Below are 14632 nucleotides of genomic sequence, written 5' to 3' on the forward strand. Positions count from 1 at the left end.
AATCAATCGTCTTTTCTTAAACCTAAGCCCAACTCATCCAACTTGTGCTTCACTTCTTCAAGTGACTTGCGACCAAGGTTACGAACCTTCATCATATCTTCTTCAGATTTATTCGCAAGTTCTTGCACTGTGTTGATACCAGCGCGTTTCAAGCAGTTGTAAGAACGGACAGAAAGGTCAAGCTCTTCGATCGTCATTTCTAGAACTTTTTCTTTTTGGTCCTCTTCTTTTTCGACCATGATTTCAGCTTTTTGAGCTTCATCAGTAAGTCCTACAAAAATATTGAGGTGTTCCATATAGATCTTAGCTCCGAGAGAGATCGCTTCTTCTGGACGAATACTACCATCCGTCCACACATCTAACGTTAATTTATCAAAGTTAGAAGTTTGACCGATTCTAGTGTTCTCTACTTGATACGTCACACGGGATACAGGCGTGAAAATAGAATCAACTGGTATAACGCCGATAGGTAGATCCTCGTGGTTATTTCCTTCTGCTGGACGATATCCTCGGCCACGTTCTGCTGTAATACGGGCACGGAAGCTAGAATTGCTATCTAGCGTAGCGATATGGATGTCTGGATTCAGTACTTCCACATCACTATCGTGCGTAATGTCTGCAGCTGTAACCTTTCCTTCACCCTGTACATCAATCTCTAAAGTCTTTTCTTCGTCAGAATAAACCTTCAAAGCTAGTTTCTTCAGATTCAGAATAACGGTAGTTACGTCCTCGACGACTCCTTCAATTGTTGAAAACTCATGAAGAACTCCATCAATCTGAACGGATGTAACAGCAGAGCCAGGAAGTGAGGATAATAGGATACGACGCAAGGAGTTACCTAGAGTTGTACCATACCCACGCTCAAGCGGTTCTACGACGAACTTACCAAAAGTAGACTCATCGCTGATCTCGACCGTTTCAATCTTTGGCTTTTCAATTTCGATCATTACACAAAACCCTCCTTCAAAACGTCGAAACCCCGGTTAGACTTACGGTCTAACCGAAATTCCTCAGGTAGGCAGTTCCGATACAAAGACAACTGCATATTTTCTCTGTCTAATGCGATGCTGATTAAAAGCTATCATAACCCATTATAGACAGGGTGACAAATTCTATTCAGAACTATTATACGCGACGACGTTTTGGTGGGCGGCAACCATTGTGTGGTACTGGTGTTACGTCACGGATTGCCGTGATGTCAAGGCCTGCTGCTTGTAGTGAACGAATAGCTGCTTCACGACCAGCTCCAGGACCTTTAACTGTTACTTCAAGTGTCTTCATGCCGTTATCCATAGCATCTTTCGCTGCGGCTTCAGAAGCCATTTGAGCAGCGAATGGAGTAGATTTACGAGAGCCCTTGAAACCAAGGGAACCAGCACTGCTCCAGCCAATAACGTTACCTTGAACATCAGTGACCGTTACGATTGTGTTATTGAATGTAGAGCGGATGTGAGCCACACCAGTCTCTATATTCTTTTTCACGCGACGCTTACGACTACGAGTGTTTCCTTTACGTGCCATATAGTTAGTTTACCTCCTTTGTGTTGCTATTATTTACGTTTGTTAGCCACTGTACGACGTGGACCTTTACGTGTACGAGAGTTGTTCTTCGTCTTCTGTCCGCGAAGCGGAAGTCCGCGACGGTGACGGATACCACGGTAAGAACCAATTTCAATCAAACGTTTGATATTTAGAGAGTTCTCACGGCGAAGGTCACCTTCTACGTTGTGCTCTTCAACAGCTTTACGGATCTTAGCCAGTTCGTCTTCAGTAAGATCGCGAACGCGAGTACTTTCAGATACACCAGCATCAGCCAGTACGTCCTGGGCTAGAGATTTACCAATACCATAGACATAAGTTAATGAAACAACCACGCGTTTATCACGAGGAATATCTACACCTGCAATACGTGCCATAAGTTACGTGCACCTCCTTCGGTTTAGCCTTGTTTTTGTTTATGCTTAGGGTTTTCACAGATAACCATGACTTTACCTTTTCGTTTGATGACTTTGCATTTTTCGCAAATTGGTTTTACAGAAGGTTTTACCTTCATCATCCATACCTCCTTTTAGATCGGAGTTTTATTTATAACGGTACGTAATACGTCCTTTAGTTAAATCATAGGGGGAAAGTTCTACCGTTACCTTGTCTCCAGGCAATATTCGAATGAAATGCATTCGAATTTTACCAGAAACATGAGCTAAAACGGAGTGACCGTTCTCGAGTTCAACCTTGAACTGTGCGTTCGGTAAGGTTTCAACGACGGTCCCTTCTACTTCAATTACATCGTCTTTCGCCATCGAGTTGATCTCCCTTCTTCAAATCAGTCACTGCTTCATTGACATATTTTGATACGGCAAATCGAAGCTTGCCATTTGTGACACGACCAGTTTCCAGAAGGCTGTCCTGGACTTCCGGAGAGATGAAATCCATAAGCTCAACGTGTTGCAAATTCTTTTTCTTTGGTCGATCATACTTACGTTTCTCTCCGTCGGCAAGCAGCACAAAGCGGCCCTCCAGCACATCGATCACCACCGCGTACTGTCCTGCCTCACGCCCCTGCACAATACGAACAATTTGACCTATTCGCGGACTCGACTCAGATTCGTTCAAAAACGATCACCTTCATTTAGGATTTTGTTAAGATTTCGTAACCCTCATCCGTAATCGCGATAGTGTGCTCGAAGTGCGCACACATTTTACCATCTTGTGTGACTACCGTCCAATGATCACTTAGGGTCTTCACATAGCGAGAGCCAGCATTCACCATTGGTTCGACAGCCAACACCATGCCTGGTTTCAAGCGTGGGCCTTTGTTCGGAGGACCGTAATGAGGAATTTGTGGATCCTCATGCAGTTCCTGCCCCACTCCGTGTCCCACATATTCGCGTACAATCGAAAAACCTTTCGGCTCGACGCAACTTTGAATAGCATGAGATATATTTGAAAGGCGTTCACCTGGTATTGCTTCATCAAGTCCTTTAAACAAGGATTGTTCTGTAACTTTCAGCAATTCCAAAGTTTCGTCATCGACAGTGCCAACCGGATAAGTCCAAGCCGAATCACCATGATAACCTTTATATTTAGCACCAATATCGATACTAATGATATCTCCTTCGTTCAATACCCTGTCTCCAGGGAGTCCATGAACGAGTTCTTCATTGACAGATGCACAAATACTACCACGGAATCCATTATAACCTTTAAAAGAAGGGATTGCATCCATACTGCGTATGAATTCATCAGCAATCTTATCCAATTTTCCAGTTGTTATACCTGGTTGGATGTTTTCTTTCATTTTTTGGTGCGTTAAGGCAACGATTCTGCCTGCTTCACGCATAATATCTAATTCCCGTGATGTTTTACAAATAATCATTTAGCTAGATCTCCCAGCTTTTGATCAATGTCCTGAAAAACCTCGTCGATATCCTTGTCACCTTCAAATGATACCAAGTAGCCTTTTTCGCGATAGAAATCAAGAAGTGGCTGCGTTTGTTCAACATTAACCTCAAGGCGTTTTTTAACCGTATCCGGCTGATCGTCCTCACGTTGAATCAACTCGGAGCCATCATGATCGCATTTCCCGTCTACTTTAGGCGGGTTGAATACGACATGATACGTAGCACCGCATGTCGGGCAGATGCGTCGTCCAGTCAGACGCTCGATGAGTTGGTCCTTAGGAACATCGATATGAAGGACATAATCTAAGGACTCTTCCATATCTGACATTAGATTTTCAAGGGCATCTGCTTGGGCGATGGTTCTTGGAAAACCGTCCAGTAGAAAACCTTTTTGAGAATCCGGCTTACTTAGACGCTCGCGAACGATCCCGATAGTCACTTCATCAGGAACCAATTCACCTTTGTCCATGAAAGATTTGGCTTCTTTGCCAAGCGCTGTTCCTTCTTTGATAGCTAAACGGAACATATCTCCAGTTGAGATATGAGGGATGTCATATTTTTCGACTATCTTCTCAGCCTGAGTACCTTTACCAGCACCAGGGAGACCCATCAGAATTAAATTCAACGTGTTCCCCTCGCTCTCATTTATTCATTAGCTTTCACACTAATTATTTAATAAATCCTTTATAGTGGCGTTTCACAAGCTGACTTTCAAGCTGTTTCATCATTTCAAGGGCAACACCCACGACGATGAGCAAGCTTGTTCCTCCAATTTGTACAGTCGGCGGAAGCTGAGCAACCGATCCTAAGATAATCGGTAGGATAGAGACAGCTGCTAGGAAGATTGATCCTACGAATGTCAAACGGTACATCACGCGTGTTAGATACGTTTCTGTATTCGCGCCAGGGCGAATGCCAGGGATATAACCGCCTTGCTTCTTCAAATTCTCAGCCATTTGCTCCGGGTTAACCTGAACAAAGGTATAGAAATAAGTGAAAGCAATGATTAAAACGACGTAGATGATCATTCCAGGCCAGTTTTGATAATCAAAGATATATTGGATCACAGAGGCTACTTCACTGTTTTCAAAGAATCCAGCGACGGTTCTTGGTGCGATGATGAAAGATATCGCGAAGATTACCGGGATTACCCCTGCAGCATTTACTTTGAGTGGTAAGTGAGTAGAATGCCCACCTACTGGCGAACGGTTAACCAACCGTTTCGCATATTGAATAGGAATCTTACGAAGGGCTTGTTGGATGAAAATAACACCGACAACTACCGCAACGATGACTAGTGCAATCAATGCGATGATCACTAAGTTAATGAACAGCTCTTGTCCTGCACCGGAAATATACTGATCATACAACTGGTTTACACCGGTTGGGATTGCAGCGACGATTCCTGCGAATATTAAGATGGAAATACCATTTCCAACGCCGTTTGCAGTGATTTGCTCACCGAGCCACATTAGAAACGCAGTTCCGCCAGTCAAAACAAGGGCAATGATAAGGAACTTTGTTACGCCCGGGTCTGCGATCAGCTGACCTCCTGCCAGAGCGTTAAAACCTATCGACATGCCGATTGCTTGAATAAAAGCGAGACCAATCGTTCCATAGCGGGTAAACTGAGCTAATTTTCGACGGCCAACTTCACCTTGCTTTTTCCATTCCGCGAACTTAGGAACAACGTCCATCTGCAGTAATTGCATAATGATGGAGGCAGTAATGTAGGGCATGATTCCCATCGCAAAGATGGAGAAGTTTTGTAATGCCCCGCCTCCAAATGTGTTCAGAAATCCGAACGCATTCTGTTCATCCATGAAGTTGATAGCGTCTCTGTTAGTAAATGGAACCGGGATGAATGTTCCAAGGCGAAACACAACGAGCATCAACAAAGTGAAGACGATTTTCCGTCGAATATCACCCACGCGCATAAAATTGGAGATTGTCCGGAACATTAAATCACCTCAGTTTGACCGCCCGCTGCTTCAATTGCTTCTTTCGCTGAAGCAGAGAACTTATGAGCTTTCACTGTAAGTTTTTTCTCGATTGAGCCCTTAGCTAGTACTTTGATTCCGGCTTTTTGGTTACTTACCACACCAGATTCAAGCAATAGTTCAGGAGTAACCTCTGTGCCTTCGTCGAAGCGATTCAAAGCATCAAGGTTGATAATCGCAAATTCCTTACGGTGAACGTTCGTGAAACCACGCTTAGGCAGGCGTTGGAAAAGTGGCATTTGACCACCTTCGAAGCCTGGACGAGTTTTACTACCAGAACGTTGACCTTGACCTTTGTGGCCACGCCCGGACGTTTTACCGTTACCAGAAGCCATTCCACGACCTACGCGGTTACGTTCTTTACGAGTACCTTTAGCCGCTTTTAGTTCATGCAGTTTCATGCGTTGCACCTCCTTATTACTTTTATGAGATTATACTTCTTTAACTGAAATTAGGTGAGATACCTTTTTAGCCATACCTCGGATCGCTGGGTTATCTTCAAGTACGACAGTTTGACGGATCTTGTTCAGACCCAGCGCCTTGACAGTAGAGCGCTGATCTTGCGGTCTACCAATAACACTGCGCGTGAGGGTAATTTCTAACTGTTTAGCCATTTTATTTCCCTCCTTATCCTACAGTTCTTCTACAGACTTGCCACGAAGTCTAGCGACGTCTTCTGCACGCTTAAGCTCGCTAAGTCCAGTGATTGTAGCACGCACCATGTTAATTGGTGTGTTAGAACCAAGTGACTTAGAAAGGATGTCTTGAACACCTGCAAGCTCAAGTACCGCACGTACAGGTCCACCAGCGATGACTCCGGTACCTTCTGTTGCTGGTTTCATAAGAATGTTACCTGCACCAAAACGTCCGTTGATTTCGTGTGGAATAGTCGTGTCCTTAACTGGTACTGTAATTAGATTTTTCTTCGCATCATCAATAGCCTTTTTGATCGCTTCCGGTACTTCCTGGGCTTTACCTGTACCAAAACCGACATGACCATTTTTATCTCCTACAACTACCAATGCAGCAAAGCGGAAACGACGTCCACCTTTTACTACTTTAGCTACACGATTGATAGTAACTACGCGTTCTTCAAGATCAAGTTTGTTAGGGTCGATGTTTGTATTCATTTATGTCCCTCCTTTAACTATTAAAATTGTAGGCCGGTTTCGCGAGCGGCTTCTGCTAGTGCTTTCACACGTCCGTGGTACAAGTAACCTCCACGGTCGAATACGACAACTTTAAATCCGTTATCAATCGCGCGTTTCGCCACCAATTCACCGACTTTTTGAGCAGCCTCTACATTGCCTGTAACATCAAGATTGAAGTCATTGTCAACAGTAGACGCACTTGCTACTGTTACTTGGCTTTCATCGTTGATTAGTTGAGCATAAATGTGTTTGTTAGAGCGATATACGTTCAAACGTGGGCGTTCAGCTGTGCCAAAAACGTTTTTACGAACACGCGCGTGACGCTTCTTACGTACGACATTTTTATCTGCCTTCGTGATCATCTGGGTCACTCCTTTCTATTACATTACCTAAGAACCTTATTTAGCTGTCTTACCTTCTTTTCTGCGTACATGTTCGCCTTCGTAGCGAATTCCTTTACCTTTATAAGGCTCTGGAGGACGGATTGCACGAATTTTCGCTGCAACAGCACCTACAAGTTCTTTGTCGATACCTTTAACCGTTACTTTCGTGTTAGAAGGAACTTCGATTTGGATTCCTTCGCGGTTCTCGACTTCTACAGGGTGGGAATAACCAGCGTTGACTACAACCGTTTCTCCCTGCTTCTGAGCACGGTAACCTACACCGATGATTTCAAGGCTCTTTTCATAACCTTTGGAAACACCTTCAACCATGTTACCGATCAGGCTGCGTGTAGTTCCGTGAAGAGCACGGTGATCTTTGTGATCGCTCGGACGTTCTACGGTAAGAACGTTGTCTTCGATTTTCACTGTGATGTCCTGGTGGAAAGTACGAGTCAATTCACCTTTAGGACCTTTAACCGTAATTGTATTGTTATCCTGAACGATTTCAACACCTTCAGGGATATCAAGTGATTTTAAACCTACGCGAGACATATTTTTGCACCTCCTGTCTGATCTGTTTTTTTACCAGACGTAAGCTAGAACTTCGCCACCGATGGCTTGTTCACGAGCTTCTTTGTCTGTCAATACACCTTTGGATGTGGATACGACGGCTACACCTAGACCGTTAAGAACTTTCGGAAGTTCTTCAGCGTTAGCATAAACACGCAATCCTGGTTTACTGATACGCTTAACGCCAGTAATAACACGCTCGTTGTTTTGTCCGTATTTAAGGAAGATGCGAAGAACACCTTGCTTGTTATCTTCAACAAATTCGTAATCACGTACGAAACCTTCACGCTTAAGGATATTAGCGATTTCTTTTTTTACATTGGAAGCCGGTAGTTCAAGCTTCTCGTGACGCACCATGTTAGCGTTACGAATACGCGTCAGCATATCTGCAATTGGGTCTGTCATTGTCATAACTCATTTACCTCCTTCCCTGTCTCGGGTTTACCAGCTGGCTTTTTTGACACCAGGGATTTGTCCTTTATATGCAAGTTCACGGAAACAAATACGGCAAAGCTTAAACTTACGAAGTACGGAATGCGGACGTCCGCAACGTTCACAGCGAGTATATTCGCGTACTTGGTACTTCTGTTTACGCTGTTGCTTCGCGACCATTGATTTTTTAGCCACTATTTTCCCTCCTTATGGTTAGCTCATTATTTTTGAAACGGCATACCGAATTGAGCTAATAGTTCACGTGCTTCTTCGTCAGAGTCAGCAGTTGTGACAATTACGATATCCATACCACGCACTTTATTTACTTTATCATAGTTGATTTCTGGGAAAATCAATTGCTCTTTAATACCAAGTGTGTAGTTTCCACGACCATCAAAAGCTTTTTTAGAAATACCACGGAAGTCACGCACACGTGGCAGGGATACGGAGATTAGCTTTTGGAAGAATTCGTACATGCGCTCTCCACGAAGTGTTACCTTCGCACCGATTGGCATACCTTCACGCAGGCGGAAACCGGCAATTGATTTCTTAGCTTTTGTGATTACTGGTTTTTGACCTGTGATCACTGTTAGCTCTTCTACCGCTGTATCAAGTGCTTTCGCGTTTTGAACAGCATCACCAACACCCATGTTAATTACGATTTTCTCAACTTTAGGTGTTTCCATAATGGAATTATATTCAAATTTGCTCATCAAAGATGGAACAACTTCTTCTTTATATTGTTTCTGTAGTTCGTTCATCGTGTGGCCCTCCTTTCATCTCTGGGTTATTTATCTAGTGCTTCACCAGATTTTTTCGCGATACGAACTTTCTTACCGTCCTCGACTTTGTAGCCAACGCGTGTAGGCTCTCCAGTTTTAGGATCGACAGGCATTACGTTAGATACGTGGATCGCTGCTTCTTGTGTCAAGATTCCACCTTGTGGATTCTCTTGAGAAGGTTTGGCGTGTTTTTTCACTTCGTTCACACCTTCAACAAGGACACGATCTTTCTTTGGATAAGCTTCAAGGACGTTACCTTGCTTGCCTTTATCCTTACCAGTAATAACAATTACTTTGTCACCTTTTTTTACGTGCATTCTTCGCGCACCTCCTTAACAAGGCATTTCATTCAGACTTTATAATACTTCTGGAGCTAGAGAAACGATCTTCATGAATTTAGCATCACGAAGTTCACGAGCAACCGGTCCAAAGATACGAGTACCGCGTGGACCTTTATCATCACGTACGATTACTGCTGCGTTTTCATCAAAACGGATGTAAGAACCATCTTTACGACGTACTCCACTTTTAGAACGTACAATAACGGCTTGTACTACTTCACCTTTTTTAACAACGCCCCCTGGTGTTGCCTGCTTCACAGTAGCAGTGATGATATCACCAATGTTAGCTGTTTTACGACCTGATCCACCCAAAACTTTAATGGTTTGGATTTCACGAGCACCAGAGTTATCTGCGACTTTCAGACGCGACTCCTGTTGAATCATACCATGTAACCTCCCTTCGGAATAACTCCGAGCGAACTTTAATTAGATAATAACAGACTCTTCAACAACTTCTAGCAAACGGAAACGTTTAGATGCGGATAGTGGACGAGTTTCCATGATGCGAACGACGTCGCCATTTTTCGCCTGGTTGTTTTCGTCATGTGCTTTGAATTTTTTAGAATACTTTACACGCTTGCCGTAAAGCTTGTGGAACTTATAAGTTTCTACTAGTACTGTAACGGTTTTATCCATTTTGTCAGATACGACACGGCCAGTATAAACTTTACGATTATTACGTTCAGTCATGTGAGGGTGACCTCCTCTCATCTATTAGTTATTTACGCCTAGCTCACGTTCACGAGCAACAGTTTTCATACGAGCGATGGACTTACGAACTTCACGGATACGTGCAGTGTTCTCAAGTTGACCTGTTGCCAATTGGAAGCGTAGGTTGAAAAGTTCTTCTTTAAGAGACTTAACTTTTTGTTCAATTTCGGCAGTGGTTAATTCACGGATCTCATTAGCCTTCATTGATTTCACCACCAATTTCTTCACGTTTTACGAATTTCGTACGGATCGGCAGTTTGTGTGAAGCAAGACGCAACGCTTCGCGTGCAACCTCTTCTGATACACCTGCGATCTCAAACATAATTTTCCCTGGTTTCACAACAGCTACGAAACCTTCTGGAGCACCTTTACCGGAACCCATACGTACTTCAAGGGGTTTAGCAGTATAAGGCTTATCAGGGAAGATTTTAATCCAAACTTTACCGCCACGTTTCATGTAACGAGTCATCGCAATACGCGCTGCCTCAATTTGACGGGCTGTGATCCATGCAGGATCGATTGCTTGCAAACCATATTCACCAAAAGCTACTTCAGTACCGCCTTTTGCACGGCCTTTTAAGCTAGTACGGTGTTGACGACGATATTTAACACGTTTAGGCATTAACATAATGCTTTTCCCCCTTCCTTACTTGTTAGTTTTAGTTGGAAGGACTTCTCCACGATAGATCCACACTTTAACACCTAGTTTACCGTAAGTGGTGCTTGCTTCTGCAGTGCCGTAATCGATATCTGCACGAAGTGTGTGTAGTGGTACTGTTCCTTCACTGTAATATTCTGCACGAGCGATATCCGCGCCACCTAGACGACCAGATACTTGGGTACGAATACCTTTAGCCCCTGCACGCATAGCGCGTTGGAGTGTTTGTTTTTGAGCACGACGGAAAGATACGCGGTTTTCCAATTGACGTGCGATATTATCGGCTACAAGTGTAGCATCAAGATCTGGCTTCTTCACTTCAACGATGTTGATGTGAACGCGTTTACCAGTCAGTTGGTTAAGTGATTTACGAAGTGCTTCCACTTCAGAACCGCCTTTACCGATAACCATTCCTGGCTTAGCTGTGTGCACAGTAATGTTTACACGGTTTGCTGCGCGTTCAATTTCAACTTTTGAAAGAGCAGCATCTTTAAGACGTTTTTCAACATATTCACGAATTTTGATATCTTCATGCAACAAGTCTGCGTAGTCTTTGCCAGCGTACCACTTGGATTCCCAATCGCGGATGACGCCTATACGAAGACCTACAGGATTAATTTTTTGACCCACTGATTATCCCTCCTTTTTTTCTGATAGGACCACTGTGATGTGGCTAGTACGTTTGTTGATTTGGCTTGCACGGCCCATTGCGCGGGGGCGGAATCGTTTAAGAGTAACGCCTTCGTTTACAAACGCTTCGGAAACATATAGGTTTTCCGGGTCCATTTCATAATTGTGTTCTGCGTTAGCGATCGCAGAGTTAAGAAGTTTCTCAACTACTGGAGATGCGCCGCGTTGTTTAAGATTAAGTGTCGCTATCGCTTCACCTACATCTTTTCCTCGAATTAAATCAATTACCAAACGAGCTTTACGAGGAGCGATACGAACGGTTTTAGCAACTGCTTTAGCTTGCATTAGAGTGCCTCCTCTCTATATTAACGTTTTGTTTTCTTATCGTCGCCAGAGTGTCCCTTGAACGTACGGGATGGCGCGAATTCACCAAGTTTATGACCTACCATGTCTTCAGTAACATAAACTGGCACGTGCTTACGACCGTCATAAACGGCGATTGTGTGTCCGACAAAGTTAGGGAAGATAGTAGAACGGCGAGACCATGTCTTCACGACCTGGTGTTTATTATCTTCGTTCAACTTTTCGACTTTTTTCATTAAATGATCATCTACAAAAGGTCCTTTTTTCAGGCTGCGGCCCATGAATAAACCTCCCTTCGTGATTGAGAGACGGGTTTTACTGCCCGCCCGACAATCCCGTTATTTTTTACCACGTCTACGTACGATATATTTATCAGACGGCTTGTTGCGTTTTCTCGTCTTGTATCCAAGAGTCGGTTTACCCCATGGAGATACAGGAGAAGGCATACCGATTGGCGCACGTCCTTCACCACCACCGTGTGGGTGATCACTAGGGTTCATAACAGAACCACGTACTGTAGGGCGTTTACCTTTCCAACGAGAGCGTCCTGCTTTACCTACACTGATAAGTTCGTGTTCCAGGTTACCGACTTGCCCGATTGTCGCACGGCAAGAGCTTAGTACCAGACGAACTTCTCCAGATGTAAGACGGACTAGCGTGTATTTTTCTTCACGACCAAGGATTTGTGCTGAAGCACCTGCAGAGCGTACAAGCTGGCCCCCGCGTCCTGGTTTCAATTCTACGTTGTGTACAATTGTACCAACTGGAATATCTTTAAGTTGAAGAGCATTACCAGGTTTGATATCTGCACCTTCACCTGAAATGATTTCCGTACCAACCTTAACTCCTTTTGGAGCAAGGATGTAACGCTTTTCACCATCAAAGTAATTGATTAGTGCAATGTTAGCGGAGCGGTTCGGATCGTATTCGACTGAAGCAACGCGTCCAGGTATTCCATCTTTGTCACGCTTAAAGTCGATAATACGATACTGACGCTTATGACCTCCGCCCTGATGACGAACTGTCAGCCTACCCTGGTTGTTACGTCCACCCTTCTTGTGAAGTGGAGTGATAAGGGAGCGTTCAGGTTTGTCAGTTGTAATTTCAGCGAAATCTGATACTGACATGTGTCGACGACCGTTTGTAATTGGTCTGAACTTTTTAATCGCCATCTTTATTTCCCTCCTTCTTTAGTCAATTAGTTATTTATACTTCAAAAAATTCTAGTTCTTCACTGTCCTGAGTCAAAGTGATAACTGCTTTCTTACGATCAGAACGATAGCCGCCGTAACGACCCATACGTTTGAATTTACCTTTAAGGTTCATTGTGTTTACAGAAGCAACACTTACACCAAAGATTTCTTGCACTGCGTTTTTAATCTCAGTTTTGTTAGCTTTAGGGCTAACTTCAAACGTATATTTCTTTTCTCCCATAAGATCAGCAGACTGTTCAGTAATGACAGGGCGCTTAATGATATCGCGTGGTTCTTTCATTATGAGAGCACCTCCCCTGCTTTTTCAGCTGCTTCCTTCGTTAGAATCAGCTTGTCATGCGTTAGCAAGTCTAACACACTTACTTCTTCTACAGGAAGACTTTTCACTGTAGGAATGTTATTAGAAGAAAGAGCTACATTCTCATCTTTCTCTGCAGTGACGATCAATGCCTTCTCGTTGACTTTTAGTGCATTAAGAATGCTTGCAACTTCTTTAGTTTTCGGAGCGTCTAGAGAAAGACTCTCAAGAACAATGATATTGTCCTCTTTCACTTTTGAAGAGTAAGCAGACTGAAGCGCTAATCGACGTACTTTTCTAGGCATTGTATAGTTATAGCTGCGTGGTGTAGGACCGAATACAACTCCACCACCTACCCATTGAGGGGAACGGATGGATCCTTGACGCGCACGGCCTGTACCTTTTTGGCGCCATGGTTTACGTCCACCGCCACTAACTTCAGAACGTCCTTTTACTTTGTGTGTGCCTTGACGAAGATTCGCGCGTTGCATCAACACAGTCTCGTGTAATACGTGAGTATTGGGTTCAATACCAAAAACGGATTCGTTCAGTTCAAATTCTCCAACGTTAGAACCGCCTTGGTTTAATAGTGCTACTTTAGGCATGACATATCCTCCCTTCGTTTAATTATTTGCTAGCCTTAATTGCACTTGTAATCTTAACGTAAGATTTTTTCGCGCCTGGTACATTACCTTTGATTAGCAGTAGATTGCGCTCAGCGTCAACTTTTACTACTTCAAGGTTTTGTAGTGTTACTTGTTCGCTACCCATTTGTCCTGGTAGATTTTTTCCTTTGAATACTTTTGATGGGTCAGCACCCTGTCCCATAGAACCTGAAAGACGTTGGAAACGGGAACCGTGAGTTTTCGGCCCAGTAGACTGGTTGTGGCGCTTGATAACACCTTGGAAACCTTTACCCTTAGAAGTTCCTGTAACGTCAATTGCGTCACCTGCTTCAAAAATATCAACTTTAACCTCTTGACCAATTTCATAGTCATCAAGGTTTGTATTACGGAATTCACGAATGTAGCGCTTAGGTGTTGTGTTTGCTTTCTCAGCGTGCCCTTGGGCAGCTTTTTTCAAACGATTAGACTTTTCATCAGCAAAACCTAGTTGAATCGCTTCGTAACCGTCATTTTCAGTTAACTTCTTCTGAAGAACAACGTTTGGTTCAGCTTGAACTACTGTTACTGGGATCAACTCGCCATTTTCTGAGAAAATTTGAGTCATGCCGACTTTGCGTCCTAAGATTCCTTTCGTCATCCGTTACACCTCCTATTATCTATCATTTTTTATTTATAGTTTGATTTCGATATCCACACCAGATGGTAGATCCAAACGCATTAGTGAATCAACAGTCTGTGGTGTTGGATTAACAATATCGATTAGACGTTTGTGTGTACGCATTTCGAACTGCTCACGAGCATCTTTATACTTGTGAGTGGCACGAAGCACCGTATAAATAGAACGCTCTGTAGGAAGCGGAATCGGACCAGATACCTCAGCTCCGGAACGCTTCGCTGTGTCTACGATTTTCTCAGCGGACTGATCAAGCACTCTATGATCATACGCTTTTAAACGAATACGAATTTTCTCTTTTGCCATTATTTTCCCTCCTTCTTCGCCCATTTTTGAAATAGACATTCTCCGCGAAAAAAACTTGACTACCCGCCATGGCAAAGGGGCCGGGTGTGTCAA

General features: G+C 43.6%; 29 protein-coding genes and 1 pseudogene. All 30 read right to left on the reverse strand.

The genetic code is table 11. The features are described 5' to 3' along the window. Positions 1-2 precede the first annotated feature (2 nt). Complete coding sequence (locus HLI_RS10565; RefSeq protein WP_128524939.1) at positions 3-947, reverse strand: DNA-directed RNA polymerase subunit alpha; 945 nt, start codon at positions 945-947, stop codon at positions 3-5. A gap of 178 nt (positions 948-1125) precedes the next feature. After that, entirely contained in the window at positions 1126-1521 is a 396-nt protein-coding gene (gene rpsK, locus HLI_RS10570) for a 30S ribosomal protein S11 (protein WP_128524940.1), read from the reverse strand. 29 nt (positions 1522-1550) lie between these two features. Continuing rightward, entirely contained in the window at positions 1551-1916 is a 366-nt protein-coding gene (gene rpsM, locus HLI_RS10575; protein WP_128524941.1) for a 30S ribosomal protein S13, read from the reverse strand. Positions 1917-1939: 23 nt separating this feature from the next. Beyond that, complete coding sequence (gene rpmJ, locus HLI_RS10580) at positions 1940-2053, reverse strand: 50S ribosomal protein L36 (RefSeq protein ID WP_011393912.1); 114 nt, start codon at positions 2051-2053, stop codon at positions 1940-1942. Positions 2054-2081: 28 nt separating this feature from the next. Further along, complete coding sequence (gene infA / locus HLI_RS10585) at positions 2082-2300, reverse strand: translation initiation factor IF-1 (protein ID WP_008636026.1); 219 nt, start codon at positions 2298-2300, stop codon at positions 2082-2084. Then, a complete protein-coding gene (locus HLI_RS10590; RefSeq protein ID WP_128524942.1) occupies positions 2278-2613 on the reverse strand; it encodes a KOW domain-containing RNA-binding protein in 336 nt (111 codons plus the stop codon). Before HLI_RS10590 ends, infA begins: the two co-directional genes overlap by 23 nt. A 16-nt stretch (positions 2614-2629) precedes the next feature. Next, positions 2630-3376: a type I methionyl aminopeptidase gene (map, locus tag HLI_RS10595; protein ID WP_128524943.1), complete on the reverse strand. Its 747-nt coding sequence runs from the start codon at positions 3374-3376 to the stop codon at positions 2630-2632. Continuing rightward, on the reverse strand, positions 3373-4026 hold the full coding sequence (locus tag HLI_RS10600) for an adenylate kinase (RefSeq protein WP_128524944.1): 654 nt from the start codon (positions 4024-4026) through the stop codon (positions 3373-3375). The genes map and HLI_RS10600 overlap by 4 nt, the downstream gene beginning before the upstream one ends. A gap of 43 nt (positions 4027-4069) precedes the next feature. After that, positions 4070-5362, reverse strand: coding sequence for a preprotein translocase subunit SecY (gene secY, locus HLI_RS10605; protein WP_128524945.1), 1293 nt, complete (start codon positions 5360-5362; stop codon positions 4070-4072). Next, complete coding sequence (rplO, locus tag HLI_RS10610) at positions 5362-5802, reverse strand: 50S ribosomal protein L15 (RefSeq protein ID WP_128524946.1); 441 nt, start codon at positions 5800-5802, stop codon at positions 5362-5364. The genes secY and rplO overlap by 1 nt, the downstream gene beginning before the upstream one ends. Positions 5803-5832: 30 nt before the next feature. Next, the gene (rpmD, locus tag HLI_RS10615) at positions 5833-6015 is read right to left on the reverse strand and encodes a 50S ribosomal protein L30 (RefSeq protein ID WP_128524947.1); all 183 of its coding nucleotides are present in this window, start codon (positions 6013-6015) and stop codon (positions 5833-5835) included. 18 nt (positions 6016-6033) lie between these two features. Continuing rightward, a complete protein-coding gene (gene rpsE / locus HLI_RS10620; RefSeq protein ID WP_128524948.1) occupies positions 6034-6531 on the reverse strand; it encodes a 30S ribosomal protein S5 in 498 nt (165 codons plus the stop codon). Between the two features lie 20 nt (positions 6532-6551). Then, entirely contained in the window at positions 6552-6914 is a 363-nt protein-coding gene (gene rplR / locus HLI_RS10625) for a 50S ribosomal protein L18 (RefSeq protein WP_128524949.1), read from the reverse strand. Between the two features lie 36 nt (positions 6915-6950). Then, positions 6951-7487, reverse strand: a complete 537-nt coding sequence (rplF, locus tag HLI_RS10630) for a 50S ribosomal protein L6 (protein ID WP_128524950.1) — start codon at positions 7485-7487, stop codon at positions 6951-6953. A 30-nt stretch (positions 7488-7517) separates the two neighbouring features. Continuing rightward, positions 7518-7916, reverse strand: a complete 399-nt coding sequence (rpsH, locus tag HLI_RS10635; RefSeq protein WP_128524951.1) for a 30S ribosomal protein S8 — start codon at positions 7914-7916, stop codon at positions 7518-7520. Between the two features lie 30 nt (positions 7917-7946). Continuing rightward, on the reverse strand, positions 7947-8132 hold the full coding sequence (locus tag HLI_RS10640; protein WP_035511674.1) for a type Z 30S ribosomal protein S14: 186 nt from the start codon (positions 8130-8132) through the stop codon (positions 7947-7949). A 26-nt stretch (positions 8133-8158) separates the two neighbouring features. Beyond that, positions 8159-8698, reverse strand: a complete 540-nt coding sequence (gene rplE, locus HLI_RS10645; RefSeq protein WP_128524952.1) for a 50S ribosomal protein L5 — start codon at positions 8696-8698, stop codon at positions 8159-8161. A gap of 26 nt (positions 8699-8724) precedes the next feature. After that, positions 8725-9036, reverse strand: coding sequence for a 50S ribosomal protein L24 (gene rplX, locus HLI_RS10650; protein WP_128524953.1), 312 nt, complete (start codon positions 9034-9036; stop codon positions 8725-8727). 39 nt (positions 9037-9075) lie between these two features. Next, the gene (gene rplN, locus HLI_RS10655) at positions 9076-9444 is read right to left on the reverse strand and encodes a 50S ribosomal protein L14 (RefSeq protein ID WP_128524954.1); all 369 of its coding nucleotides are present in this window, start codon (positions 9442-9444) and stop codon (positions 9076-9078) included. Positions 9445-9486: 42 nt separating this feature from the next. Then, a complete protein-coding gene (rpsQ, locus tag HLI_RS10660; RefSeq protein WP_128524955.1) occupies positions 9487-9750 on the reverse strand; it encodes a 30S ribosomal protein S17 in 264 nt (87 codons plus the stop codon). A gap of 24 nt (positions 9751-9774) precedes the next feature. Next, positions 9775-9975, reverse strand: coding sequence for a 50S ribosomal protein L29 (rpmC, locus tag HLI_RS10665; RefSeq protein WP_008636054.1), 201 nt, complete (start codon positions 9973-9975; stop codon positions 9775-9777). Then, positions 9965-10399 (reverse strand): 50S ribosomal protein L16, encoded by a 435-nt coding sequence (rplP, locus tag HLI_RS10670; protein ID WP_027953416.1) that lies wholly within the window; start codon positions 10397-10399, stop codon positions 9965-9967. The genes rpmC and rplP overlap by 11 nt, the downstream gene beginning before the upstream one ends. After that, positions 10393-11059, reverse strand: a pseudogene (rpsC, locus tag HLI_RS10675) (30S ribosomal protein S3). The gene rplP and the pseudogene rpsC overlap by 7 nt, the downstream one beginning before the upstream one ends. A 3-nt stretch (positions 11060-11062) precedes the next feature. After that, positions 11063-11404, reverse strand: coding sequence for a 50S ribosomal protein L22 (gene rplV, locus HLI_RS10680; RefSeq protein ID WP_128524957.1), 342 nt, complete (start codon positions 11402-11404; stop codon positions 11063-11065). Between the two features lie 20 nt (positions 11405-11424). After that, positions 11425-11703, reverse strand: a complete 279-nt coding sequence (gene rpsS, locus HLI_RS10685) for a 30S ribosomal protein S19 (RefSeq protein WP_079477347.1) — start codon at positions 11701-11703, stop codon at positions 11425-11427. Between the two features lie 57 nt (positions 11704-11760). Further along, positions 11761-12594 (reverse strand): 50S ribosomal protein L2, encoded by an 834-nt coding sequence (gene rplB / locus HLI_RS10690; protein ID WP_128524958.1) that lies wholly within the window; start codon positions 12592-12594, stop codon positions 11761-11763. Between the two features lie 34 nt (positions 12595-12628). After that, positions 12629-12916, reverse strand: coding sequence for a 50S ribosomal protein L23 (gene rplW, locus HLI_RS10695; protein WP_128524959.1), 288 nt, complete (start codon positions 12914-12916; stop codon positions 12629-12631). Then, positions 12916-13539, reverse strand: a complete 624-nt coding sequence (gene rplD / locus HLI_RS10700; protein WP_128524960.1) for a 50S ribosomal protein L4 — start codon at positions 13537-13539, stop codon at positions 12916-12918. The genes rplW and rplD overlap by 1 nt, the downstream gene beginning before the upstream one ends. Before the next feature lie 22 nt (positions 13540-13561). Next, positions 13562-14197 (reverse strand): 50S ribosomal protein L3, encoded by a 636-nt coding sequence (gene rplC, locus HLI_RS10705; RefSeq protein ID WP_128524961.1) that lies wholly within the window; start codon positions 14195-14197, stop codon positions 13562-13564. A 33-nt stretch (positions 14198-14230) separates the two neighbouring features. Beyond that, on the reverse strand, positions 14231-14539 hold the full coding sequence (gene rpsJ / locus HLI_RS10710) for a 30S ribosomal protein S10 (RefSeq protein WP_128524962.1): 309 nt from the start codon (positions 14537-14539) through the stop codon (positions 14231-14233). Positions 14540-14632 lie beyond the last annotated feature (93 nt).

The sequence above is a fragment of the Halobacillus litoralis genome (genome assembly GCF_004101865.1).
In the GTDB taxonomy this organism is placed as follows: Bacteria; Bacillota; Bacilli; order Bacillales; family Halobacillaceae; genus Halobacillus; species Halobacillus litoralis_A.

Coding starts and splice junctions, on each gene's coding strand:
- HLI_RS10565 (WP_128524939.1), bottom strand. CDS start 947: ATGATCGAAATTGAAAAGCCAAAGATTGAAACGGTCGAGATCAGCGAT.
- rpsK (WP_128524940.1), bottom strand. CDS start 1,521: ATGGCACGTAAAGGAAACACTCGTAGTCGTAAGCGTCGCGTGAAAAAG.
- rpsM (WP_128524941.1), bottom strand. CDS start 1,916: ATGGCACGTATTGCAGGTGTAGATATTCCTCGTGATAAACGCGTGGTT.
- rpmJ (WP_011393912.1), bottom strand. CDS start 2,053: ATGAAGGTAAAACCTTCTGTAAAACCAATTTGCGAAAAATGCAAAGTC.
- infA (WP_008636026.1), bottom strand. CDS start 2,300: ATGGCGAAAGACGATGTAATTGAAGTAGAAGGGACCGTCGTTGAAACC.
- map (WP_128524943.1), bottom strand. CDS start 3,376: ATGATTATTTGTAAAACATCACGGGAATTAGATATTATGCGTGAAGCA.
- secY (WP_128524945.1), bottom strand. CDS start 5,362: ATGTTCCGGACAATCTCCAATTTTATGCGCGTGGGTGATATTCGACGG.
- rplO (WP_128524946.1), bottom strand. CDS start 5,802: ATGAAACTGCATGAACTAAAAGCGGCTAAAGGTACTCGTAAAGAACGT.
- rpmD (WP_128524947.1), bottom strand. CDS start 6,015: ATGGCTAAACAGTTAGAAATTACCCTCACGCGCAGTGTTATTGGTAGA.
- rpsE (WP_128524948.1), bottom strand. CDS start 6,531: ATGAATACAAACATCGACCCTAACAAACTTGATCTTGAAGAACGCGTA.
- rplR (WP_128524949.1), bottom strand. CDS start 6,914: ATGATCACGAAGGCAGATAAAAATGTCGTACGTAAGAAGCGTCACGCG.
- rplF (WP_128524950.1), bottom strand. CDS start 7,487: ATGTCTCGCGTAGGTTTAAAATCACTTGATATCCCTGAAGGTGTTGAA.
- rpsH (WP_128524951.1), bottom strand. CDS start 7,916: ATGACAATGACAGACCCAATTGCAGATATGCTGACGCGTATTCGTAAC.
- rplE (WP_128524952.1), bottom strand. CDS start 8,698: ATGAACGAACTACAGAAACAATATAAAGAAGAAGTTGTTCCATCTTTG.
- rplX (WP_128524953.1), bottom strand. CDS start 9,036: ATGCACGTAAAAAAAGGTGACAAAGTAATTGTTATTACTGGTAAGGAT.
- rplN (WP_128524954.1), bottom strand. CDS start 9,444: ATGATTCAACAGGAGTCGCGTCTGAAAGTCGCAGATAACTCTGGTGCT.
- rpsQ (WP_128524955.1), bottom strand. CDS start 9,750: ATGACTGAACGTAATAATCGTAAAGTTTATACTGGCCGTGTCGTATCT.
- rpmC (WP_008636054.1), bottom strand. CDS start 9,975: ATGAAGGCTAATGAGATCCGTGAATTAACCACTGCCGAAATTGAACAA.
- rplP (WP_027953416.1), bottom strand. CDS start 10,399: ATGTTAATGCCTAAACGTGTTAAATATCGTCGTCAACACCGTACTAGC.
- rplV (WP_128524957.1), bottom strand. CDS start 11,404: ATGCAAGCTAAAGCAGTTGCTAAAACCGTTCGTATCGCTCCTCGTAAA.
- rpsS (WP_079477347.1), bottom strand. CDS start 11,703: ATGGGCCGCAGCCTGAAAAAAGGACCTTTTGTAGATGATCATTTAATG.
- rplB (WP_128524958.1), bottom strand. CDS start 12,594: ATGGCGATTAAAAAGTTCAGACCAATTACAAACGGTCGTCGACACATG.
- rplW (WP_128524959.1), bottom strand. CDS start 12,916: ATGAAAGAACCACGCGATATCATTAAGCGCCCTGTCATTACTGAACAG.
- rplD (WP_128524960.1), bottom strand. CDS start 13,539: ATGCCTAAAGTAGCACTATTAAACCAAGGCGGTTCTAACGTTGGAGAA.
- rplC (WP_128524961.1), bottom strand. CDS start 14,197: ATGACGAAAGGAATCTTAGGACGCAAAGTCGGCATGACTCAAATTTTC.
- rpsJ (WP_128524962.1), bottom strand. CDS start 14,539: ATGGCAAAAGAGAAAATTCGTATTCGTTTAAAAGCGTATGATCATAGA.